This is a genomic window from Agathobaculum sp. LCP25S3_E8, assembly GCF_052117165.1.
Taxonomy (GTDB): domain Bacteria; phylum Bacillota; class Clostridia; order Oscillospirales; family Butyricicoccaceae; genus Agathobaculum.
In genome coordinates this window covers 1-20,614 of sequence record NZ_JBQKJR010000055.1, presented here as the reverse complement: position 1 = coordinate 20,614, position 20,614 = coordinate 1, and the positions used below count along the sequence as shown (strand labels likewise).

At 50.6% G+C, this 20,614-nt stretch carries 22 protein-coding genes and 1 riboswitch; of the genes, 7 read left to right on the top strand and 15 right to left on the bottom strand.

Going from position 1 to position 20,614, the window contains the following annotated elements; translation table 11 throughout:
* Window positions 1-207: 207 nt before the first annotated feature.
* On the bottom strand, window positions 208-699 hold the full coding sequence (locus ACTQ34_RS14600) for a COG2426 family protein (protein ID WP_441364447.1): 492 nt from the start codon (window positions 697-699) through the stop codon (window positions 208-210).
* Window positions 700-850: 151 nt separating this feature from the next.
* Between ACTQ34_RS14600 and ACTQ34_RS14595 the strand changes: the two genes are divergently transcribed.
* Together ACTQ34_RS14595 and ACTQ34_RS14590 are read left to right on the top strand one after the other, a co-directional pair.
* The gene (locus ACTQ34_RS14595; protein ID WP_441364446.1) at window positions 851-1,201 is read left to right on the top strand and encodes a PadR family transcriptional regulator; all 351 of its coding nucleotides are present in this window, start codon (window positions 851-853) and stop codon (window positions 1,199-1,201) included.
* Window positions 1,188-1,511, top strand: a complete 324-nt coding sequence (locus ACTQ34_RS14590) for a permease prefix domain 1-containing protein (protein WP_441364445.1) — start codon at window positions 1,188-1,190, stop codon at window positions 1,509-1,511. Before ACTQ34_RS14595 ends, ACTQ34_RS14590 begins: the two co-directional genes overlap by 14 nt.
* A 37-nt stretch (window positions 1,512-1,548) precedes the next feature.
* Here ACTQ34_RS14590 and ACTQ34_RS14585 read toward each other — a convergent pair whose 3' ends face one another.
* From ACTQ34_RS14585 to cls, 3 genes are read right to left on the bottom strand one after another with little or no spacing between them, the layout of a single operon-like run.
* Window positions 1,549-2,007, bottom strand: coding sequence for a threonine/serine exporter family protein (locus ACTQ34_RS14585; protein WP_441364444.1), 459 nt, complete (start codon window positions 2,005-2,007; stop codon window positions 1,549-1,551).
* Window positions 2,004-2,765 carry a threonine/serine exporter family protein gene (locus ACTQ34_RS14580; protein ID WP_441364443.1) on the bottom strand — a complete coding sequence of 254 codons (762 nt, stop codon included), beginning with the start codon at window positions 2,763-2,765 and terminating at the stop codon, window positions 2,004-2,006. Before ACTQ34_RS14580 ends, ACTQ34_RS14585 begins: the two co-directional genes overlap by 4 nt.
* 48 nt (window positions 2,766-2,813) lie before the next feature.
* Window positions 2,814-4,340, bottom strand: coding sequence for a cardiolipin synthase (gene cls / locus ACTQ34_RS14575; protein WP_441364442.1), 1,527 nt, complete (start codon window positions 4,338-4,340; stop codon window positions 2,814-2,816).
* Between the two features lie 147 nt (window positions 4,341-4,487).
* Here cls and ACTQ34_RS14570 point away from each other — a divergent pair, with 147 nt between their 5' ends.
* Complete coding sequence (locus ACTQ34_RS14570; RefSeq protein WP_441364441.1) at window positions 4,488-5,684, top strand: M24 family metallopeptidase; 1,197 nt, start codon at window positions 4,488-4,490, stop codon at window positions 5,682-5,684.
* A 28-nt stretch (window positions 5,685-5,712) separates the two neighbouring features.
* Window positions 5,713-6,582: a DegV family protein gene (locus ACTQ34_RS14565; RefSeq protein ID WP_441364440.1), complete on the top strand. Its 870-nt coding sequence runs from the start codon at window positions 5,713-5,715 to the stop codon at window positions 6,580-6,582.
* Window positions 6,583-6,736: 154 nt separating this feature from the next.
* Here the strand turns inward: ACTQ34_RS14565 and ACTQ34_RS14560 are convergent, their stop codons facing one another.
* From ACTQ34_RS14560 to ACTQ34_RS14520, 9 genes are all read right to left on the bottom strand, one after another.
* Window positions 6,737-7,759: an ABC transporter substrate-binding protein gene (locus ACTQ34_RS14560; RefSeq protein WP_441364439.1), complete on the bottom strand. Its 1,023-nt coding sequence runs from the start codon at window positions 7,757-7,759 to the stop codon at window positions 6,737-6,739.
* 31 nt (window positions 7,760-7,790) lie between these two features.
* Window positions 7,791-8,540, bottom strand: a complete 750-nt coding sequence (locus tag ACTQ34_RS14555; protein ID WP_441364438.1) for an ABC transporter permease — start codon at window positions 8,538-8,540, stop codon at window positions 7,791-7,793.
* Window positions 8,537-9,292: an ABC transporter ATP-binding protein gene (locus ACTQ34_RS14550; RefSeq protein ID WP_441364437.1), complete on the bottom strand. Its 756-nt coding sequence runs from the start codon at window positions 9,290-9,292 to the stop codon at window positions 8,537-8,539. Before ACTQ34_RS14550 ends, ACTQ34_RS14555 begins: the two co-directional genes overlap by 4 nt.
* Before the next feature lie 3 nt (window positions 9,293-9,295).
* A complete protein-coding gene (tenA, locus tag ACTQ34_RS14545) occupies window positions 9,296-9,967 on the bottom strand; it encodes a thiaminase II (RefSeq protein ID WP_441364436.1) in 672 nt (223 codons plus the stop codon).
* Window positions 9,968-10,032: 65 nt separating this feature from the next.
* The gene (gene thiM / locus ACTQ34_RS14540) at window positions 10,033-10,860 is read right to left on the bottom strand and encodes a hydroxyethylthiazole kinase (protein ID WP_441364435.1); all 828 of its coding nucleotides are present in this window, start codon (window positions 10,858-10,860) and stop codon (window positions 10,033-10,035) included.
* Window positions 10,857-11,366: an energy coupling factor transporter S component ThiW gene (gene thiW, locus ACTQ34_RS14535; protein ID WP_441364434.1), complete on the bottom strand. Its 510-nt coding sequence runs from the start codon at window positions 11,364-11,366 to the stop codon at window positions 10,857-10,859. Before thiW ends, thiM begins: the two co-directional genes overlap by 4 nt.
* Before the next feature lie 6 nt (window positions 11,367-11,372).
* Window positions 11,373-12,164, bottom strand: coding sequence for a bifunctional hydroxymethylpyrimidine kinase/phosphomethylpyrimidine kinase (thiD, locus tag ACTQ34_RS14530; protein WP_441364433.1), 792 nt, complete (start codon window positions 12,162-12,164; stop codon window positions 11,373-11,375).
* Window positions 12,165-12,255: 91 nt separating this feature from the next.
* Window positions 12,256-12,359: riboswitch (TPP riboswitch) on the bottom strand.
* 26 nt (window positions 12,360-12,385) lie between these two features.
* On the bottom strand, window positions 12,386-13,153 hold the full coding sequence (locus ACTQ34_RS14525) for a carboxymuconolactone decarboxylase family protein (protein ID WP_441364432.1): 768 nt from the start codon (window positions 13,151-13,153) through the stop codon (window positions 12,386-12,388).
* A gap of 21 nt (window positions 13,154-13,174) precedes the next feature.
* The gene (locus ACTQ34_RS14520; protein WP_441364431.1) at window positions 13,175-13,714 is read right to left on the bottom strand and encodes a flavodoxin family protein; all 540 of its coding nucleotides are present in this window, start codon (window positions 13,712-13,714) and stop codon (window positions 13,175-13,177) included.
* 226 nt (window positions 13,715-13,940) lie between these two features.
* Between ACTQ34_RS14520 and ACTQ34_RS14515 the strand changes: the two genes are divergently transcribed.
* Window positions 13,941-14,825 (top strand): LysR family transcriptional regulator, encoded by an 885-nt coding sequence (locus tag ACTQ34_RS14515; protein WP_441364430.1) that lies wholly within the window; start codon window positions 13,941-13,943, stop codon window positions 14,823-14,825.
* Between the two features lie 60 nt (window positions 14,826-14,885).
* On the opposite strand, the gene ACTQ34_RS14510 is transcribed toward ACTQ34_RS14515, so the two are convergent.
* A complete protein-coding gene (locus ACTQ34_RS14510; protein WP_441364429.1) occupies window positions 14,886-15,539 on the bottom strand; it encodes a peptidylprolyl isomerase in 654 nt (217 codons plus the stop codon).
* Between the two features lie 40 nt (window positions 15,540-15,579).
* Window positions 15,580-16,329 (bottom strand): GntR family transcriptional regulator, encoded by a 750-nt coding sequence (locus ACTQ34_RS14505; RefSeq protein ID WP_441364428.1) that lies wholly within the window; start codon window positions 16,327-16,329, stop codon window positions 15,580-15,582.
* Window positions 16,330-16,629: 300 nt separating this feature from the next.
* On the opposite strand from ACTQ34_RS14505, the gene treP reads away from it, so the two are divergent.
* Window positions 16,630-18,588 (top strand): PTS system trehalose-specific EIIBC component, encoded by a 1,959-nt coding sequence (gene treP, locus ACTQ34_RS14500; protein ID WP_441364427.1) that lies wholly within the window; start codon window positions 16,630-16,632, stop codon window positions 18,586-18,588.
* A gap of 18 nt (window positions 18,589-18,606) precedes the next feature.
* Window positions 18,607-20,259 (top strand): alpha,alpha-phosphotrehalase, encoded by a 1,653-nt coding sequence (gene treC / locus ACTQ34_RS14495; RefSeq protein WP_441364426.1) that lies wholly within the window; start codon window positions 18,607-18,609, stop codon window positions 20,257-20,259.
* Window positions 20,260-20,614 lie beyond the last annotated feature (355 nt).

Sequence of the window (20,614 nt, the reverse complement as noted above, 5' to 3'; positions counted from 1 at the left end):
ACATGAACATGAAGCACTTGGAGGCGGCTCTGTACGACGCCTCTATTGCCGGCTGACTTCATTCAGCCGGAGCCTGCAAATAATTTTGCGCATAAATCTTGACGGCACCAACGACCGACAAATCTGCAAAATGATTTGCCGGTCGTTTTTATTTTCATTCCCCTGATATCGGAAAAATGCGTCCGGCATTCACTCCGGACGCATTTTTTAAAACAAATTCACCACACCTATCACGCTGTGTGATGCAATCAGCATAATGATACCCGCCGTAACAACACCCGCCAAAATAGACAGCAGCGCCTTGGTTTTTGGCATTTTCAAAATAGTAGCAATCAGCGCACCCGACCACGCTCCGGTACCCGGCAACGGGATTGCAACAAACAAGAACAAGCCAATACGTGCGTATTTGGTAACCTGATCGGTTTTGGAAAGCAATTTCTGCTTATAGGCTGTCGCAAATTTGGTCAACGGCGGCAGCGTGCACACCCAGTCCAAAATTTTTTCACCGAAAAACAGCAAAAACGGAATAGGAATCATATTTCCAAAAATGGCCAATGGAATCAATGTGGCCTCTGGCATACCCGCCATAACACCCAGCGGTACTGCACCGCGCAGCTCCACCAACGGCACCATCGAAATAATGACAACTGCCAGCTCACGTCCTGCGCCGAGCAGCCAGTTGAATAAATCGGCAAACATATTTTTATCCTCCGAAATGAACAGATACTTGATTATAATACACGAATTTTTCCCATAAAGCAAGGTCTTTTCCCCATAATTTGTTTGACACATCCCTCCTGCGGGGATATACTATGGATACATCGGTAATCGAGGTATTGGAGGTGCTTCTATGTCGCGTAAAAAAAGTAATCCCGCTTTTCCAGGCAGCAATACACTGCTTGTCCTCGCACTGCTGGAAGATGAGGATAAATACGGCTATCAAATCATTCGAGAGCTGGAATGTCGATCCGATCAGACCTTTTCCATGAAAGAAGGCACCCTCTACCCGATTCTTCACGGATTGGAAGCGCACGGCGAAGTGCGCTCTTACGAGCGCGCGTCCGATGCAGGGCGTTGTAGGCGATATTATCAACTTACCCGCCAAGGCGTCAAAACGCTGGCTCGCTGCCGGCGCGAATGGGAATCCTTCTGCAAGCAATTTGGCAAGGTAGTCGGAGGTGAGGCGTGTGTCCTCGGATGAACGCATTACCCACTATCTCAATCAAGTGTGCCATCATTTATTCTGGCCACCCTACCGCGCGCGGGTGCGGCGTGAATTGACCGATCACATCCTATCCCGCATAGAATATCTGGAAAATGAACGCGGCGATTCGCATGATGAGGCTGTCACTACCGCGCTGCTCGGCCTTGGAGACCCGGACACTTTGGGAGAAATGCTGCGGTGCGCTCGTTTTCCGGTCAGTTATCTGTTTTGTCTGCTACTGACCTTTCTAATTTGGGCCGCGATTGCCGGCTGTCTGGTTTATCTGCTATTATATTTCTTTTTTTAAAAGCGTTCTGCATGCATTCCATTGTGCAGAACGCTTTTCATGTTCTCTGCTCTCGAAACAGTACCCACAGACGAAAGGCCGTTTGTACGGCGCATGCTACCAAAATAATGCCAAAGGAAATCGCACCTGCTTCACGAATAAACATGCCGCCATACTGTGCAAAAGCCTCCATATCCCCCTGCACCAATGCAAGTGTGGTATAGTATAAATCACCGCCTGGAATCAAGGGAACCAGCATAGGGACCAGCAGGGTGATAACCGGTATTTTCATCAAACGAGCCAAAATTTCCGCCAATACCGCCGTTGCCAGCGCAGCTGCAAAAAACGCAATCACCCGGTCGTGATAAACCTGCATGCCAAGCAGGTAAAAAATCCAGTTTGCCGCACCACCCAGCGTAATTGCTAGAAGCCGCCCACCGGACATATGAAATAGCAATCCAAATCCCAGTGCACCAACCGTCGCCATCAACACCTGCTGTATCATTTGAGCGTTCATACTGCGCCTCCTAATTGCATCAGTACCAGCGCGCACCCCGCAGCAATGGCAATCGCACGAAGCAGTGCTTCACACGCTCCCAAAAGACCGCTGATGGTATCGCCGACAATCATATCACGCAGCGAAGTCACCAGCGCAATGCCCGGAATCAGCAGCATAATATTGCCGATGATAATATAATCCAATCCTTGGCCCAGCCCCATTTTAACCGTAATCAAGGCAGCGAAGCACATAACCGCAGCACTAATTACCGTCAACACAATTGGCTGAAGGCTGATACGTGCTCCGACACGCCCTACCGCATACAGCACCATACTGCATAGCATAGCCGCGATGCCATCCCGCCATGTTCCACCAAAGAATACCGCAAACGAACCCGCGATGAGCAAATATGCCACGGGCAGTCTCCATTTTGAATCCTCCGGCATACTGCGAATAGTCTCAATCCGCGCATGTAACTCCTCCAGCGGCAGCGGACTCCGGCAAACCTCACGTGAAAGCGCATTGATCGCTTCAATTCTCCGCATATCGGTTTCACGCCTTAGAATCCGCCGGGTCTGCGTGAACACCTCTCCTTCCGCTGTCTGCGCGGTTACTACCATGCTGGCTGTAATCGTCAGCACATCAGCTCGGGCGAACCCATATGCATGCGCCATGCGGCGAATGGTATCCTCAACACGAGCAACCTCCGCCCCCGCGGTCAACAACAGTTCTCCTGCATCCAGTATCGCAAACAAAACCCGCTCCTGCTGCTGCATATCAGTCATCCCTCCCGATATCTTCTCGGGTTGTCACCGCCGTTTTACTTATAGCAAAGGTGCAAACAGACGCAATACGCTTGCCGCAATTGAGCGCAGCCAACGAATCTTGTGCAGCCACTCATCGGTAATGGGGCGACTGACGTTAATTGTTTCCAGAATATCCTGCTTGACGGCACCCACTACAGAACTGTTGTAAAAACAAGTAGCACATTCAAAATGAAGAAAAAACGACCGAAAGTCCATATTGATGGTACCGACCACTGCTGTTGTATCATCTGACACAATGCTTTTTGCATGCAGAAATCCGGGACGGTATTCGTAAATCTTTACCCCGGCGCGATGCAGCTGCTGATAATACGAGCGAGTAATCATATAAACCAGCTTTTTATCCGGAATGCCTGGTGTTAGAATACGCACATCCACGCCGGATTGCGCTGCAATGGTCAGTGCCGTAATCATCTCGTTATCCAGTACCAGGTAAGGTGTCGTGATATAAACATAGTCGCGCGCATTATGGATGATTTGCAAATAAATTGATTCACCAATATTCAAATCATCCAACGGAGAATCTGCAAAAGGTTGCACATAGCCATCCGGCGGCAATTTTGCAGTCGGCAGATAGGCGTCCAGCGGCGGAACCGTCTCCCCTGTCACATACTCCCACATTTGTAGGAAGAGCGAGGTCATATTTGCCGTTCCCTCACCGCGCAGCATGATGCCGGTGTCCTTCCAATGTCCGAAACGCACCTTTTTGTTGATATATTCATCCGCCAGATTGATACCACCCATATAGCCGACGTTCCCGTCAATAATCATCATTTTGCGATGATTGCGGTAGTTCAAATAGGTGTTTAGCGTTGGAATAAAGCGGTTGAATCGAACTGCACGAATGCCGAGCGAAATCAGATACCTGTCATAATGCTTCGGCAGTGTGGCGATCGAACCTACGTCATCATAGATTACCCGAACATCTACGCCTTCCCGCACCTTTTGCTTGAGGATATCGAGAATGGTATTCCACATGACGCCTTCCTCGATGATAAAGTACTCAAAAAAGATAAATTTATGCGCCCGCTTTAGTTCTTCACACATGGAAGCAAACATTTCCTCCCCCAAACGGAAATAATGCGCTTCTGTGTTTGTCCAGGCGGGCATACCGTCCAAAGACTCAATATACCGTGCGCGTGATGCATGGCGCGGATACCGCTCGGCCAGCTCTTCCGTAGCCGGCGTGCGCATATAATCCTTAAAATCAGGCGGATTCGGCTCATATTTGTGCTGTGTGCGCGCACGATTAAGCGGCGTATTGCCCCAAAGCAGATAAAACAGTCCGCCAAAAAGCGGCAAAAGCAAAATAACAATAATCCACGTAATTTTATAAGTCGGATTATCGTATTTGCGAACCAACCAGATTACAATAATGACACTGAGCACCGTCAATGCATGCGGCATCCAGCTTGAGGTTTCACTCAGCCAACCCAGTCCATACATCACAATCAGCAGCTGCAATGCCAATAAAAAGCCGCCCACGATCCGGCGGTCGCCCAACAGGCGCCCTACTAGTCTGCGCATAACCCGACTCCTTTCATCAAAAACTTTCACATATATCATGATAGCGCACCAAATTGTAAAAGTCAATCTACATGCATTGCCCTGTTTACAAATCTGTGATAAGATAAAGTATACAAATTTAAAATTCTTTACCGGAGGACGATAGCAATGCCCCATACCCCTGTTCCTGCCGATGAACTGTCGGCCCGTCTTGACCGTTTACGCCATGCTTTGGAGCAGCGTGATCCCGCATGGTCCATGATGATTCTGGAAAACAAGATTGATCTTTATTATTTCACCGGCACAATGCAGGAAGGCGCGCTCGTCATCACCCCGGAGGAAGCGACCTTGTTTGTACGGCGTTCTTACGACTGCGCACAGCAGGAATCACTTTTCAGTGATATTCGCCCGCTTGGCAGTTTCCGTGGCATTGCAGAAGCCTTTTCCAATATACCGGAAACCGTCTATGTTGCATCACGCACTATGACGTTGCAAAAGCTGACCATGCTCAACAAGTATCTGCCCTTTATCCCCAAACCTGCGGATGACATACTAAGCCAACTGCGTGCAGTGAAGAGCCAATATGAACTGGACTGCATGCGTCAGTCCGGCCGCCTACACCAGCAGGTGATTGAGCAGATAGCACCTGCCCTGCTTCGCTCCGGTGTCAGTGAGGCACGCCTTTGCAGCGAAGTTTGCACTGCGATGCTGGACCGCGGCGCCATGGGTATTTCCCGCTTCAATCAGCCTGCGGCAGAAGATGTGTTGGGCGTTGCCAGCTTCAGTGAAAACAGTCTGCGTGCAGCAGCTCTCGACAGTCCGTCCGGCACGGTTGGCACCTGCATCGCCATGAAGTCCATTGGCTCTTCTGAGCGACGTCTGCACGAAGGTGATGTGGTGTTACTGGACATCCCCTGCGGCATGCATGGTTATCACACCGACAAAAGTATTACTTTCTATTACGGAGAACTGAGCCGCCATCCGCAAGGCAGCCTGATTCGTACCGCGCGAGAGCAATGTGTGTTTCTGGAAAACGAAGCCGCAGCCATGATGAAGCCGGGTGCTGTCCCGGCCGAAATTTACGAAAAACTGCTTGCTTGTGTCGATCCCACTTTCCGCAGCGGCTTTATGAATGCCTGCAAATTTTTCGGCCATTCCATTGGATTGACGATGGATGAAACCCCGGTTTTGGCTAGAGGCTTTAACGAACCGCTAACTGCCGGTATGACGCTCGCTGTCGAGCCCAAAATTGCATTGGACGGTATTGGTCTGGTCGGCTGTGAAAACACCTATGAAATTGTGACTCAAGGTCCTGCACGTTCTCTGACTGGTGCGTGTGATACCACTTTAGAAATCATCGGCTAAATCCATCCCGTCTGAAAGGAGTATGCCCATGTATCCGTTTACGCTTGTTACCGATTCCACCATTGACGAAACTGCTTCTTATTTTTCCCAGAATGCAATCAAGTGTGTGCCACTCGCTTTTACCATTGATAACCGTACCATTGAAGAAGACTGCGGCCAAACCGTATCTTTCCATCAGTTTTACGATTTGCTGCGTCAGGGTAAGCAGTCGAGCACCTCACAGGCAAAGCTTGATACTTTCCTGACCATCTTCCGTGAAGCACTGGACGCTGGTCAGGATGTGCTGTATATCGGTTTTTCGTCCGGCCTGTCCGGAACATTCCATGCTGGATGTATGGCACGCGACGAGTTGGTTCCACTCTACCCGGATCGAAAAATTTTCTGTGTAGATTCGCTTTCCGCTACTGGCGGCGAGTACCTGCTTGTAGACAAAGCACGTGAAATGCGCGACAGCGGGTGCACCGCCGAAGTGACGGCTGCCGCCATCGAGCAAATGCGTCTGCATGTCATTCATCTGGTCACTGTAGATGATCTGGGCCATCTGCACCGCGGTGGACGGCTTAGCAAAACCTCTGCTGTTGTCGGCAGTCTGCTGGGAATCAAACCACTCATCTGGGTGGATAACGAAGGCAAGCTCAGTGTATGCGGCAAAGTGCGCGGACGGCAGAAAGCCATTCAGTATTTAGCTGATCGAACTGTACGGGAAATGTCCGATAAAAAGCAAATTGTCCGTATTTGTCACGGCGATTGTCCGGAAGATGCGCAAAAGCTGGCGGATCTCCTGAAAAAAAGCGGCGTGCAATCGGATATTCGCTATATTGGCACGGTCATCGGTTCACATACCGGTCCCGGTGTGCTGACAACCTTTTTCTTTGGCAGTGACCGCAAACCAGAATAACGTTTACCCGGCAAAAAAATCAGTAAACCGTGTCATACTCCACAGTTTCCCGTTTCTCCCATCTACAAAAACTCCCTCTATCAAACATAGAGGGAGTTTTTTTGTATCATTTCTTTTTTGGTTTTCCTCTCATCCAATTGTGAGGTAAAGGTGATTAAAAATTAATGGTTGCCATGACTTCGGAAACATCCGGCTTGGTCGAAATCAATCCCTCGTCATACATCCAGTCGATATTTTCCTGCCAGCAGGATTCGCTTTGGCTGAGGAACGGCGCATCTGCGGTTTCCATCAGGGGCAGAAGCGTCTGGCAGGACTGCTTTTCCACATCCGGATCAAGCGGGAAATTGGATTCGTCCTGGTTGTCCAGCAGCACCTGCAGCACTGTGTCCGTATCGTTTTTGAAGTCATCAAAGCCCTTCTGGCAGGCTCGCAGGAATCCTGCGAGTACATCCGGCTCGTTTTCAATCATCTCATCATTTGCCAGAAAGATACCTTCATAGTACTGCGGAACACCGTAGTCATCTGGGAAGAAATAATTGACCTCAAAGCCTTCCTTCTCCATCTGCGGCACTTCGTGGTTGACCAAACAGCCAATCGTCGCGTCGACATTGCCCGTCACCATCGAACTCATCAGGTCAAAGCCAACATCCACCATCTTCACGCTCGACGGGTCCTGCCCACTGCTTTTCATGATGCTGTTCACAAGCGCCTCGGAAAGCTCAGTGCCCGCATAACCGATCGTCTTACCAACCAGATCTGCCGGCTCAGTGATGTTCTTTTCCTTGAGTGACAGAATAATGTTCAGCGGCGCCTGCACCACTGCACCAATCGACTTGACCGGCACATTCTGTTCGACACGTGCCTGAATAACATCCTGCTGATAATACAGGCCAATGTCTGCCTTGCCGGCAGCAACCATGCTCATCGCGTCATTAACACCTGCAGGCGGCTGAATGTTGACCGTCAGGCCCTCCTCGGCAAAATAACCGGCCTGCTCCGCCTGATACAAAAACGCATGAAGCGCATTTGGATACCAGTCAAGTACAACGGTCAGTTCACGCAAATCGCTGTTACTATTCTCTGCGTTTTCCGTGTTATTTCCAGCCTTCTGGCCGCCTGCGCAGCCACTCAGCAGCAGCGCACATGCCGCCAGCGCTGCAAAAAATCTCTTTTTCATCTATGTTCTGTTCCTTTCCGTTTCATTTCTATTATAAACTTCCGCGCCAAGTCACAACTTTTTTCTCAACCCACGACACAATCGCTACTGCCACCATTGCCACCACGCTGAGCAGCACGATAGGCGCGAACACCCCTGCGCCGTCCAATTGCGTCATCATACGGCGGCTGAAATAGCCCAATCCTGCCTGTGCGCCCAACCATTCGCCGATCGCAGCGCCAATAATGGACAGCGGAATCGCCATTTTAATGGCCGAAAAGAAATATGGCAGCGCAGCGGGCAGTTTTAGCTTAAGAAAAATCTCTCGCTTGCCCGCGCCAAAGGTTTTGAGCATATCGATCATATCCGTGCTGGCCGATCGGAAGCCGTCAAACACCGTAATGGCAATCGGGAAAAATGTAATCAGCACAGTAACCAGCACCTTGCTCCAGATTGTGTAGCCAAACCAAAGCACAAAAAGCGGCGCGAGTGCCGTGGTCGGAATGGTTTGCGAAGCGACAATCAGCGGATAAAGCATCTTCTCTGCTACTGGGCTGGCATCCATCCATACGGCCAGCATCAGACCAAGCACAATCGAAATTGCAAGGCCAATACCCGTGCAAAGCAGAGTGGCCGGCAGATGGGCGGTCAGCAGCGGACCGCGCAGCTCCCACATACGCACCAGAATCTGCGTCGGCGATGGCAGGATATAGGCCGCATCCATACCCATTGCCCCCGCTTGCCAAGCAACAAGCAACACAAACAGAAACAGCAGCGCAGGAAGATTGGCATTCTCCTTCATACCGCCACCTCCCGCCGAAGCAGGGCGATCAGCTGCTCACGCAGCGCAAGCATTTTAGGCTCGGTCAGGCACGCACGAGTGCGGGGATACGGCGCAGGCACTTCAAACGATACCAGACGGCGTATCGGTGTTTCCTCCACCACCAGCACACGGCTGGACAGAAAAATTGCCTCCTCCACGTCATGCGTTATGAACAGCACGGTCTTGTGATCGCTCTCCCATTGGTCAAGCAGCCACTCCTGCATGTTGATGCGCGTGAGGAAATCCAGCGCGGAAAACGGCTCGTCCAGCAGTAACAAATCTGAGCCGGTCAGAAGCGTGCGCGCAAAAGCCGCGCGTTGCCGCATACCACCGGAAAGCTCATCCGGCCGCTTGTCACCCCAGCCGGACAGGCCGACATGTGCCAATGTCTCGTCTGCATGCTGCACCATTTCTGCGCGGCTGATGCCACCATGGATCTCCATGGGCAGGCACAGATTATCCCGCACAGAGCGCCATGGGAACAGCAGATCACGCTGCGGCATGTAACCGCAGTAGCCGCGCCGCCCATCGATCTTCTCACCGCCAACCAGAATCTCGCCCGACTTTTTGGATAAAAGCTGATTGGTCAGCCGAAAGATTGTGGACTTACCACAGCCTGACGGGCCGATAACCGACACGAACTCCCCTGGCGCAATATGGAATGATAGACCGTCAATGATATTGAAATCCTCACTGTCATATTGGAATACAACATTTTGAAACTTAAGCATGCTTTACATCGCCTCGTTCCACGCCATATCCCAAAACATTGCCTCATAGCGTGAACAAGCGACAAAAATGTCGGTCAATCGCTGAAGCTGTACTTCGGTATAATCCGCACTTAAGCGCTCCATCAGCGCAATTAAGCGCTGATTTTCCGCAGCATAGCTTTCACTGGCATAGCCGCGTACCCACTCACCATAGAAATCGTGGTTTTCTGCATCCGGATAATTTTTGACAATCCACTTTGCGATGTACTCATAGCTAATCGCACATGACAGTACAGCCGCCATGATTTCCGCCGGGCCTTCTTCAGCCGCGACTGCACGCATATAAGCGGTGTAAGACTGGTTGCTCAGCGAGGGCTTAACAGACTCTGCCTGTGTCTCAGTGATCCCCAACCGCGCCATATAGCCGCGATGGATTTCCATTTCACCATTTAGAATGCTGGCCACATAGGATGCGTAGGTGCGCATAATCTCAGGCTCACGAGACTTGACCACACCCTGCGCGAATACTTTAGCGTAATCGAACAGGTACAGGTAGTCCTGCAACAGATAGAAACGGAATTTGTTTACAGCAAGGCTGCCGTCTGCAATGCCCCGGACAAAGGGATGGTTCAGATAACCCGCCCATATTTCCCGGGACGCGTCAAGCAGTCTCTCGGTTGTTTGGTTGTTTTTCAAGGTGGTACCCCCAATGAATGACTTGGACTGACAGCATCTCGCCGACAGCACTTGTTGTGTTTTTCTTAAATTAGTTGAATTTGATGTGCGTTTGCCAGATCATCGGCAGTCAACAGACTGACTGCGTCGATCAGGCGTGTGCGAAAGGAAGCGGTGCCCTCCATCTCTTTACGCACGCGCACCTGCGCTTGTTCTCCGCAATGATTCATCACCTCCGCCGCCGCAACAGCAGCTTCAAAAAGCATATTTGGATTCGCGCCGCAATACAGTGCGGTCAGCGACGTAAGCATGCAGCCGGCACCGGTAATCCGGCCCATCAGCGCACTGCCGCCCCGCAGCACTGCGGTACGTTGTCCATCAGTTATCAGGTCAATCACGCCGGTCAGCATGACAACAGTGCCAGTCTGCTGACTGAACTGGCGCAGCCATGCAGCAGATTCGGCAAGATTTTGCTCAGTCACACGGTCAAGCGCGTTAACTTCCACACCTGCGGCATTCTCTTGTCCCGCTGCAAGCGCACGAATCTCGGATGCATTGCCGCGAATAACCGACACCAGCCCTTCTGCCAGCAAACGGCTACACATTTCGCTGCGCAAACGGCTTGCCCCTGCCGCGACTGGGTCCAGCACAACCGGATGTCCCAGCTGTTTGGATGTACGTGCAGCCAGCAGCATGGCTTCCTGTGCGCGCAGCGCGCCCATGTTCAGTACTAATGCGTCGGCGTGTGCGGTAATTTCCTCAACCTCACGCTCGTCCTGCGCCATGATAGCAGTACCGCCCGCAGCAAGGATGATATTTGCGCAATCATTAATAGTCACATTATTGGTAATCGAATGCACCATTGGACAGACTGAATGGGTATGTGATACGATCTGTTTCAGACTTTCCGTCACCGCAGCGCCCCCTCCAGCTCACCAAATACCTGCGTGCGCTTAAGTGCCGCCAAAACCAAAACAGAAATCGCAGCACCTACTGCGGTCGATACCAGAAAGGATGGCACAAAAGTAAACAGTGCTGCAGCCTTGTTGTTCATCAACACCGCTGCAATCGGGTAAGACGCGATGCCGCCCAAAACACCCGTACCGAAAACTTCACCGACATACGCGACCGGCAGCTTGGGCAGCAGTTTATACGCAACGCCGCACAGCAGTGCGCCAATCATCGAGCCAGGAAACGCCAGCAGACTGCCAAGTCCCAGCAGATTCCGGATGAGCGAGGCGGCAAACGCCATGCCAACAGCATACCACGGTCCGAGCAGTACCGCTCCCAGTACGTTAACCATGTGCTGTACAGGCGAGCACTTCGCGCCCAGAACAGGAATGGAAAATAGGCTGCCAACCACGGCTACCGCCACCAGAAGGCCTGCAATTGTCAGTTTACGAACAGATTTTGTTTGCATAGCAACTCACTCCTCCGGGAAAATGCGACAAAAATGATTCAGCGGCCCGCAGCCCGTTCCAAAGCCGGGCGCATGGCGAATGGCGTCAGTTACGTAAGACTTCGCACGGTCCACTGCCTCCGGAATGGAATACCCGAGCGCAAGATTGGACGCAATCGCCGAAGACAACGTGCAGCCAGTTCCGTGTGTGCTTGTGCTATTTAGCTGCACAATCTCATATCGGTGAAAATCTGTACCATCATACAGTACATCTACTGCTCCCGCCATATTCTTTCCGCCTTTCACCAACACGTTGCGGCAGCCCTTAGCATGGATGCGGCGCGCCGCCTCCTCCATATCTGCTGGTGTTGTAATGTGCATATCCGCAATATACTGCGCCTCCGGAATATTGGGCGTCAGAATGTCTGCAAACGGCAGCACGGTCTCGATCAGTGTGCCAACTGAAGCGGGGTCCATAAGCGCATCTCCGTTTTTAGCAAACATCACAGGGTCAATGACCACATGCTGCGGCTTGTATTGCGCAAGCTTGCCTGCAACCGCTTTCATGCACGCAGGCGAGGAAAGCATCCCAATCTTGACTGCGTCCGGCACCATATCTTCAAACACCGCATCGATCTGTTCCTCAATCATCTTAGGGCTAACGTCCTGAATATCAATCACACGAGCAGTATTTTCCGCCACAACTGACACAATCACACTCATACCGAATATACCATGTGCCGCCATTGTTTTCAGATCCGCCTGCACGCCCGCACCACCCGAGCAGTCTGAGCCTGCAATGGTAAGTACCTTCTTCATTCCCGCTTCCTCCTATCATTTCTGCATGAAAAAAAGGACATCCCAATCAGGATGTCCTTTCGCGTCCGAAAATGTCCGCACCCACATGCGGTTCCAACTTGTTCCAGCATCCCTACGTTGGCATTATCCAAATCAGGTAAGGTCGAGGTCGAAACCTCCTCTCAGCCTCCCATAGAAGCTCCCTTGCAATATATTTAAATTATCACTTGTTGGAACATTTGTCAAGCATTCCGCCTATATACGGCTGCATATGCCGCGTCGTCTACCGCTTCCAGCCATTCGTTACTGCCATTTTCACCCGGTACCTCTACCGCAAGATGCGAGAACCAACTATCTGGCGCGGCACCATGCCAGTGCTTCACCCCTACCGGAATATTGACTGTATCCCCCGGATGTAATTCCACCGCAGGCTTTCCCCATTCCTGATAATAGCCCTTGCCGGCTACACAAATGAGAATCTGCCCGCCGCCCTTATCTGCGTGATGGATATGCCAGTTATTGCGGCATCCTGGTTCAAAGGTCACATTGAAGATTCCAACCTGCTCGGTCGATACCGGCGCGAGATAGCTCTGCCCGATAAAATACTGTGCATACGCATCGTTCGGCTGACCGATGGGAAACACCATTTCATTCTGATGCGCAGCTTTGCCATCCACTGCTTGCGCTTCTTCCGTCCATACCTCTTTTGCCATTCGGAACGCTGCCCACGCCTTAGGCCATCCTGCGTAAAACGCGGCGTGTGTCAAGATCTCTGCGATTTCTGTACGGGTGATGCCGTTCTGCTTTGCAGTGGTCAAGTGGTATTGGAACGAAGAATCCACCAGTCCCTGCGCCATCAGGCACACTACCGTCACCAGTGAGCGGTCGCGCAGCGAGAGTTTATCCTCTCTGCTCCACACCTCCCCAAATAACACATCATCATTGAGTTCGGCAAATTTCGGAGCAAAGACACCCAACGAATCCCGTCCCGCCGTCTGCTTGACTGCCATATTAATACGCTTCCTTTCCTGTCATATTCTGCTTCCCATTTCAAACGCAGTTTGCAGCGCCGGATGACCTTCAATTTCCCCTGCATCCGTCACACCGCCTGCAAACACACTACCTGCCAGACGTGCTTTTTCGAAGCAACTGATCCAGCCCTGTAAGCCATGCACTGTGCCTTCCGGCGTTTCCGGATCATCCTCTGCCGCCGCAGTCAGTAAATAAATATCCCGGAAGATATAGTCGGATGGAAACAGCGGATTTGCCCGATCCAACATGGTTTTCATTTGACCGCTCATGCCGTAGTAATAAACCGGTGTTGCAAACACCAATACATCTGCTGCGCGCATTTTCTGTACGATTGTATCTGCATCATCGCGGATAACACAACGCATGGTTTTCTGACAGGACAGACACCCCCGACAGAACCCGATGTTTTTTTCGCACAAATAAACTGTTTCTACCTGATGTCCCGCCTGCACCGCGCCTTTCGCAAATTCATCGGCAAGATGGTTGGAATTTCCGTTCCTTCGCGGGCTGGTCGCCACAATTAAAACTTTTTTACCCATTTTCATTCCTCCGTTATGCACACACCCATCATTTGTCCTGCATACTTTTGGATACACACTTACTTTCCGGTCATCGTCCTTTTCCTTCCCCTTTTATTATAAAAAGAAAACAATCCAATAGCAAATACTTATCCTTTTCTTTATTTCATGCTTGACAAGCATGCATATTATCGGTAGACTGTATTTATCTATATCTGATATTTCCTGTTAGAATGAGAGGTGGAACATGGAACTTCGGGTTTTGGAATATTTTTTAGCTGTCACACAGGAGCAGAGCATTTCGGCGGCGGCTGAGTACTTGAATCTGACGCAGCCCACCATTTCACGCCAACTGAAAGATTTGGAGGAAGAGCTTGGCAAGCAGCTTCTGGTGCGCGGCAAGCGGAATCACAAAATCGGATTGACCGAAGAGGGCCGTTTATTCCGTAAGCGCGCACAGGAAATTATCGATCTGGTCCAGAAAACCGAGAACGAGATTCAGCAATCCGGTCACGGGATGGCTGGTGATATCTTCATTGGAGCCGGTGAAACCGACTCACTTCGTGCTATTGCTCGGGTGGCTCACCAAATTCAGCAAAAATACCCGGATGTCCATTTTCACATCGTCAGCGGCGATGGGCAAGATCTGATTGACCGACTGGACAAAGGACTTTTCGACTTTGGTTTGCTGCTCGGCACAACCGACTCCTCCAAATATGAACAGCTGGCACTGCCCATGCTGGACCATTGGGGTGTTCTGATGCGCAAAGACGCTCCTCTTGCATGCAAAGACTGTATCGCGGCGGAGGATCTGTGGGACAAACCTCTAATTTTATCCCGTCAGATGATTCATTTTCCGAGCTTCCTGCAATGGATACAAAAACCCTTGTCTGAACTGCAAATCAGCGCAACCTACAACCTAGCATACAATGCCTCTCTGATGGCTGATGAAAACATGGGCTATGTATTGACACTGGATAAACTCATTAACACCGGCGGCGACAGCAGTCTCTGCTTTCGTCCCCTCACGCCGGACATTACCTTGGGTATGTCGCTGGTCTGGAAACGATATGCAGCTCTATCCAAGGCTGCCGAATTTTTTTTGACACAACTTCGGGCTGCTATCTCTTGAATCTGTTTGTGCCAATGCAGAAAAACCGTCTCCCATAGGAGACGGTTTTTCTGCATTCCATTAATCGGTGATAGTAATGCTTTCGATCACCGGCTGGTTTTCCGGCAGCACCGTGCCGTTGCCATCCTCTACCGGCGTATTCTCGCAAATCTTATCGACAATGTCCATACCGTCGGTCACGTAGCCGAAGCAAGCATACTGTCCATCCAGATAAGTGCTGTCCTGATGAACAATGAAGAACTGTGAAGAAGCACTGTCCATATCCTGCGCACGTGCCATCGAGATTGCGCCGCGCGTATGCGACAAATCATTTTTCACGCCATTTTCGGCAAACTCACCCTTGATGGTCTGATCAGAGCCACCCGTGCCGTCACCGTTCGGATCTCCACCCTGCATCATAAAGCCGTTAATGATCCGGTGAAATGTCAAACCGTTATAAAAACCGCTTTCCGCTAAATCCATAAAATTCTTCACCGTGATTGGCGCAGCATCGCCATCCAACTCGACCGTGATCGTGCCCATGTCTTGAATCTTGATTTCCGCATGATGCATGCCGACGCTCTCAACCTCGGTTTGCGTTTCACTCTGCGCCGTATCCGATTGGTCATTTTGCATATCGGTCGCGTTATTCTGCTCTCCTGCTCCACCGCATCCGCTTAAAATCAGTGCTGCTAAGATGCTGCAAATGCCCCAAAAGCGTTTCCTGATACTCATCGTGTTACTCCTTCTCCTATGTTTTCGGTTTGCAATCATTCTAGCATTCTTCCAGCTTACCCTGTGCGGACGAACGCCGCACCGCATTATCTTGAAATCGGAAAAAATTTGGATGGTGGCGTGACTGGGTATACTCAAACATCACGCCGTCACTATTATAAGTCTGACTGCTGACGACGGCAAGACAATTGCAGTCTCCCAAGTCCAGATATTGGAGGTCGAGCGGCGTTGCCTTTTCCACCGTCACCACGCGCTTGCTATTGATGATAGATACATGTAGTTCAGTTTCCAGATAACGATAAATAGATTGTTCCGCTATCTCTTGTGTCAGGTCCTTGGCCACATCCTGCCGGAAATAACTGTGATTGAAAATCAACGGCTTTCCATTTAGATAATGCAAACGCTGGATGTAAAACAGTGGTGTTCCCTCCGCAAAGCCAGTCTTATCAGCAAGCTGCTGATCTGCTGTTACCGGTAAAAACAACAGAACCCTGTTTGTTCCGCGTTTCTGGTTGCGCGCCGCAGACTCGCTGAATGTCTCAATCGTACCCAGTGTAAATGTTGTTTGCTGGGTAGGCTCAAAAATATTGCGCATCCCTTTGCCTTGCATCGTCTGCACATAGCCTTCCCGCACCAGTTCACTCACAGCGCGGCGCAACGTGTTGCGCGAGCACCCTAGCTCAGCAATTAACGTATGTTCGCTTGGCAGCATTTCCTGCGGCGGATATGTACCGGATTCAATTTTTTCTTTCAGAATCTGATACAGTTGTTCATATTTTGCCTTCGGCATAACGCACCTCTCAGTAGCATAAACTGATTTATTTATTATAACACACACACCATATTTATAAAACCTTCCGACATAAAAAATCAAAATACCGCATCATCGTATATCCATATTGGCTTTTTGCACGAATTATATGATTTTTTACTATCATTTTATCCATTTTACTCAGCAGAACGCCTAAAAAAGTTTTAGTTTTTTTGTTAAAGAATCCGCTTGTTTTTCATTTCATAAAGCAGTATCCTATCCTCAACAGGTAACTTGTTTGAACAAGTAGAGGAACAAAAATCAATAGGAGGAAGATTCATGGGAAAGTACCAGCAGGACGTCCAGACGCTGCTAGAACAGATCGGCGGAAAGACAAATATTCAAGCAGTTTCACATTGCATGACGCGCATGCGCTTTGTACTTGTCGATCCCAAAAAAGCCGATGAAAAGGAAATCGAAAAAATCCCCAGCGTCAAGGGTACGTTTACACAGGCCGGACAGTATCAGGTCATCATCGGCAATGACGTAGCAAACTTCTATCAGGAATTTACCAAGTATGCCGGCATTGAAGGCGTAAGCAAAGATGCCGTCAAGAGCGCAGCTAAAACCAACCAGAACCTTCTTCAGCGCATCATGGGCGCGTTGGGCGAAATCTTCGCTCCCATCATCCCTGCCCTCATCTGCGGCGGTCTTGTACTGGGCTTTCGCAACATCATCGGTGAGGTGGACTTGCTCAACGGCCGCACCCAGTCACTGGCTGACGTTTCACAGTTCTGGGCGGGTATGTACAGCTTTCTGTGGCTGATTGGCGAGGCAATCTTTCATTTTCTTCCGGTCGGTATCACTTGGTCGATCACTAAGAAGATGGGAACTACTCAAATCCTTGGTATTGTACTCGGCCTGACACTGATTTCTCCACAGCTCTTGAACGGTTTCTCGGTTGCCACTACCCCGGCAAACGAAATCCCGGTTTGGGACTTTGGCTTCGCACAGGTCCAGATGATTGGCTATCAGGGACAAGTTGTTGCCGCAATCATGGCAGGCTTTGTGCTGGTCTACTTAGAGAAGTTCTTCAAAAAGATCTGTCCTGAAGTTGTCAGCATGGTCGTTGTACCGTTCTGCGCTCTAGTGCCTGCTGTGCTGATTGCACATACCGTCGTCGGCCCGATCGGCTGGAAAATCGGCGACTTCATCGCAAATATCGTCAACATGGGTCTGGCTTCGAATTTCAAGCTGGTCTTTGCCGCACTCTTCGGTCTGTTCTATGCACCAATCGTCATGACCGGCCTGCACCACATGACCAATGCAATCGACTCCCAACTGGTCAACACCTACGGTGGAACGAATCTTTGGCCTATGATTGCGCTGTCGAATATTGCACAAGGCTCGGCGGTGCTCGCTATGTCCTTTCTTCAAAAGCGCAATGAGCGCGCACAACAGGTCAATATTCCGGCATGCATCTCCTGCTATCTTGGCGTTACCGAACCTGCGCTGTTCGGTGTCAACCTAAAATACGGTTTCCCGCTCGTATGCGGCATGATCGGTTCAGCCTGTGGCGCAGTCATTTCAATCGGCACAGGCGTCACTGCCATCAGCATTGGCGTCGGCGGTCTGCCGGGCATTCTCTCCATCTTCCCCGAATACTGGGTCAACTTCCTGCTGGCGATGGCCGCTGCAATCATCGTGCCATTTGTGCTCACTTATATTGTGGGCAGCCGCAAGCTGTCCCGAGAGGATCGTGTAATGGAATCCGCTCCGACTGCACCTCCCACAGTAGAAACCGCTGAACCGACAGCAGTAGAAACGCCGGACTCCCATGCTTCTGTTGCACTCCAGGCAATCTGCGACGGTCACACTCTGCCGCTGTCTGAGGTGCCGGATGATGTGTTCTCCAAAGGCATCATGGGCGAAGGTATGGCCTTTGAACCGACGGGCGATACCATCTATGCCCCAGCGGATGCAACTGTTTCGGTTGTCATGGAGGACAGCCGCCATGCCTGCGGTCTTACGCTGGCAGACGGCACCGAACTGCTCATCCATATCGGCGTGGATACGGTGGATATGAAGGGCGACGGTTTTACTCTGTTCGTTCACGAAGGCGACACGGTCAAGGCAGGCGACAAACTCATTACCTTCTCCCCGAACAACATCACATCCGCCGGTCATCCCAAGACCACAGTGCTCATTGTCACGGAACCGGCAGGCCACACCAATATGACATTTCACACGGGCATTGATGCCAAACATAGCGAGACGGTTGCAGCCGAACTTGCCTGAAACAGGAGGAAAACTGAAATGTTTGATTTTCGAAAAAGCGTTGTTTATCAGTGCTATTTTAAATCTTTTTTTGATTCAGACGGCGACGGCGTAGGCGATTTGGGCGGCGTAACTGCCAAGCTCGACTACCTAAAGACGCTAGGTGTGGATTACATCTGGCTCAACCCGTTCTTCCCCTCCCCTCAGCGCGACAACGGTTATGATGTTGCCGACTACTGTGCAGTCGACCCGCGCTTCGGCACGATGGCAGACTTTGAAACGCTGTCCAGGGAAGCCGCCCAGCGCGGCATCCGCCTGATGCTTGATATGGTATTCAACCACACCTCAACCGAGCATGAGTGGTTTCAAAAAGCCATGGCAGGCGACAAGAAATACGAAGATTACTATATCTGGCGCGAAGGCGGACCAGACGGCACGCCCCCCAACAACTGGGAGAGCAAGTTTGGCGGCAGCGCATGGCAGTATGTACCCGAAAAAGGCAAATGGTACCTGCATCTGTTCGACCCGACACAGGCCGACCTCAACTGGGAAAATCCGTGCGTGCGCAAAGAACTGCAAAACGTCATCCGCTTCTGGATGGACAAGGGCGTAAAGGGCTTCCGCTTTGATGTGGTCAACCTCATCAGCAAGGGCTCCTATAAATCCGACAACGAAGGCGACGACCGTCGCTTCTATACAGACGGTCCGCGTGTGCACGAGTTTCTGCACGAACTGAGCGCCGCAACTTTCGGCACCGATGCCGAGATTATTACGGTCGGCGAGATGTCTAGCACCAGCATGGAAAACTGCTTCCGTTATGCGGGTGCGGATACGGGCGAACTCAGTATGGTATTTTCATTTCACCACCTCAAGGTAGACTTTGTCGGCAATGAAAAATGGGTGCTGGTACCGTTCGACTTCGGTAAGCTCAAGAACATTCTTTTCTCATGGCAAACTGGCATGAGCAATCACAATGCCTGGAACGCGGTGTTCTGGTGCAACCACGACCAGCCACGCGTTGTCTCGCGCTTTGGAGACGAAAATGAATACTGGGCACAGTCTGCCAAAATGCTGGGCACGGTCATCCATTGCCTGCGCGGTACGCCGTATGTTTATCAGGGTGAAGAAATCGGGATGACCAATGCAGGCTTTACCTCACTCGACCAGTACCGCGATGTGGAAAGCATCAACCACTATCACATTCTGCGCGCACGCGGTCTGCATGAAGACAGCGTTTATGACATCCTTCGCGTCCATTCACGCGATAATGCGCGTACACCCATGCAGTGGGATACCAACGCGCACGGCGGTTTTACCACAGCCGAACCGTGGCTGAGCGTTAACCCTAATTACACACGCATCAACGCTGCGGCACAGGTAGACGACCCGAAATCGGTGTTCTCCCACTATCGAAAGCTGATTGCACTGCGTAAACAGTATGATGTGATCGCTTATGGTGACTTTGCACCACTGGATGAAATGCATCCATCTGTGCTGGCCTATACCCGCCGGTTCCACGGCGAACAGCTTGTCGTTATCAACAACTTTTACCGCACGGAAGTGGATTGGAATTGTCCAGTCGATCTTGACGGTTTCACCTGTCTTCTCTCCAACTATGCCAATCCCTCTGTACAGACTAAACTGTATCTGCGACCTTATGAGTCTCTGGTTCTGTATCGTGCAACAAAATAATACTTTTCATCCAAAGCCAAAGCAGCAGGGCCTCACATCCTGCTGCTTTTGGTTTTAATCATTCTGCCCATTTCTAACGTGCAGTAGCATCAAGCATCCGTAGTACCCTTAATATAATTATCAACAAACGTATTTTGGTATTATTAAAAAAATGCTTGTTTTTTTCATTCTCGCATGATATAATAACAAAGCACTGTGTAGAGCAGGCACCAAATATGCAGCGGTATCGAAGTGGTCATAACGGGGCTGACTCGAAATCGAGTAGGTCTGTAGATGGCCCATCTCCGAAAACCCTTGATATTTCGGGCTTTTCCGGATTATCTACGCTTTTCAACAATTGAATATCTACGGTTTT

What these genes read in the sequence shown, in the direction of transcription:
- ACTQ34_RS14565 (WP_441364440.1), top strand. Translation starts at nt 5,713, where the DNA reads ATGTATCCGTTTACGCTTGTTACCGATTCCACCATTGACGAAACTGCT.
- ACTQ34_RS14555 (WP_441364438.1), bottom strand. Translation starts at nt 8,540, where the DNA reads ATGAAGGAGAATGCCAATCTTCCTGCGCTGCTGTTTCTGTTTGTGTTG.
- ACTQ34_RS14550 (WP_441364437.1), bottom strand. Translation starts at nt 9,292, where the DNA reads ATGCTTAAGTTTCAAAATGTTGTATTCCAATATGACAGTGAGGATTTC.
- ACTQ34_RS14580 (WP_441364443.1), bottom strand. Translation starts at nt 2,765, where the DNA reads ATGCAGCAGCAGGAGCGGGTTTTGTTTGCGATACTGGATGCAGGAGAA.
- ACTQ34_RS14595 (WP_441364446.1), top strand. Translation starts at nt 851, where the DNA reads ATGTCGCGTAAAAAAAGTAATCCCGCTTTTCCAGGCAGCAATACACTG.
- thiD (WP_441364433.1), bottom strand. Translation starts at nt 12,164, where the DNA reads ATGAAGAAGGTACTTACCATTGCAGGCTCAGACTGCTCGGGTGGTGCG.
- ACTQ34_RS14600 (WP_441364447.1), bottom strand. Translation starts at nt 699, where the DNA reads ATGTTTGCCGATTTATTCAACTGGCTGCTCGGCGCAGGACGTGAGCTG.
- ACTQ34_RS14505 (WP_441364428.1), bottom strand. Translation starts at nt 16,329, where the DNA reads ATGCCGAAGGCAAAATATGAACAACTGTATCAGATTCTGAAAGAAAAA.
- cls (WP_441364442.1), bottom strand. Translation starts at nt 4,340, where the DNA reads ATGCGCAGACTAGTAGGGCGCCTGTTGGGCGACCGCCGGATCGTGGGC.
- ACTQ34_RS14570 (WP_441364441.1), top strand. Translation starts at nt 4,488, where the DNA reads ATGCCCCATACCCCTGTTCCTGCCGATGAACTGTCGGCCCGTCTTGAC.
- ACTQ34_RS14560 (WP_441364439.1), bottom strand. Translation starts at nt 7,759, where the DNA reads ATGAAAAAGAGATTTTTTGCAGCGCTGGCGGCATGTGCGCTGCTGCTG.
- treP (WP_441364427.1), top strand. Translation starts at nt 16,630, where the DNA reads ATGGGAAAGTACCAGCAGGACGTCCAGACGCTGCTAGAACAGATCGGC.
- ACTQ34_RS14525 (WP_441364432.1), bottom strand. Translation starts at nt 13,153, where the DNA reads ATGGCAGTCAAGCAGACGGCGGGACGGGATTCGTTGGGTGTCTTTGCT.
- ACTQ34_RS14515 (WP_441364430.1), top strand. Translation starts at nt 13,941, where the DNA reads ATGGAACTTCGGGTTTTGGAATATTTTTTAGCTGTCACACAGGAGCAG.
- ACTQ34_RS14585 (WP_441364444.1), bottom strand. Translation starts at nt 2,007, where the DNA reads ATGAACGCTCAAATGATACAGCAGGTGTTGATGGCGACGGTTGGTGCA.
- treC (WP_441364426.1), top strand. Translation starts at nt 18,607, where the DNA reads ATGTTTGATTTTCGAAAAAGCGTTGTTTATCAGTGCTATTTTAAATCT.
- ACTQ34_RS14520 (WP_441364431.1), bottom strand. Translation starts at nt 13,714, where the DNA reads ATGGGTAAAAAAGTTTTAATTGTGGCGACCAGCCCGCGAAGGAACGGA.
- ACTQ34_RS14510 (WP_441364429.1), bottom strand. Translation starts at nt 15,539, where the DNA reads ATGAGTATCAGGAAACGCTTTTGGGGCATTTGCAGCATCTTAGCAGCA.
- thiW (WP_441364434.1), bottom strand. Translation starts at nt 11,366, where the DNA reads ATGCAAACAAAATCTGTTCGTAAACTGACAATTGCAGGCCTTCTGGTG.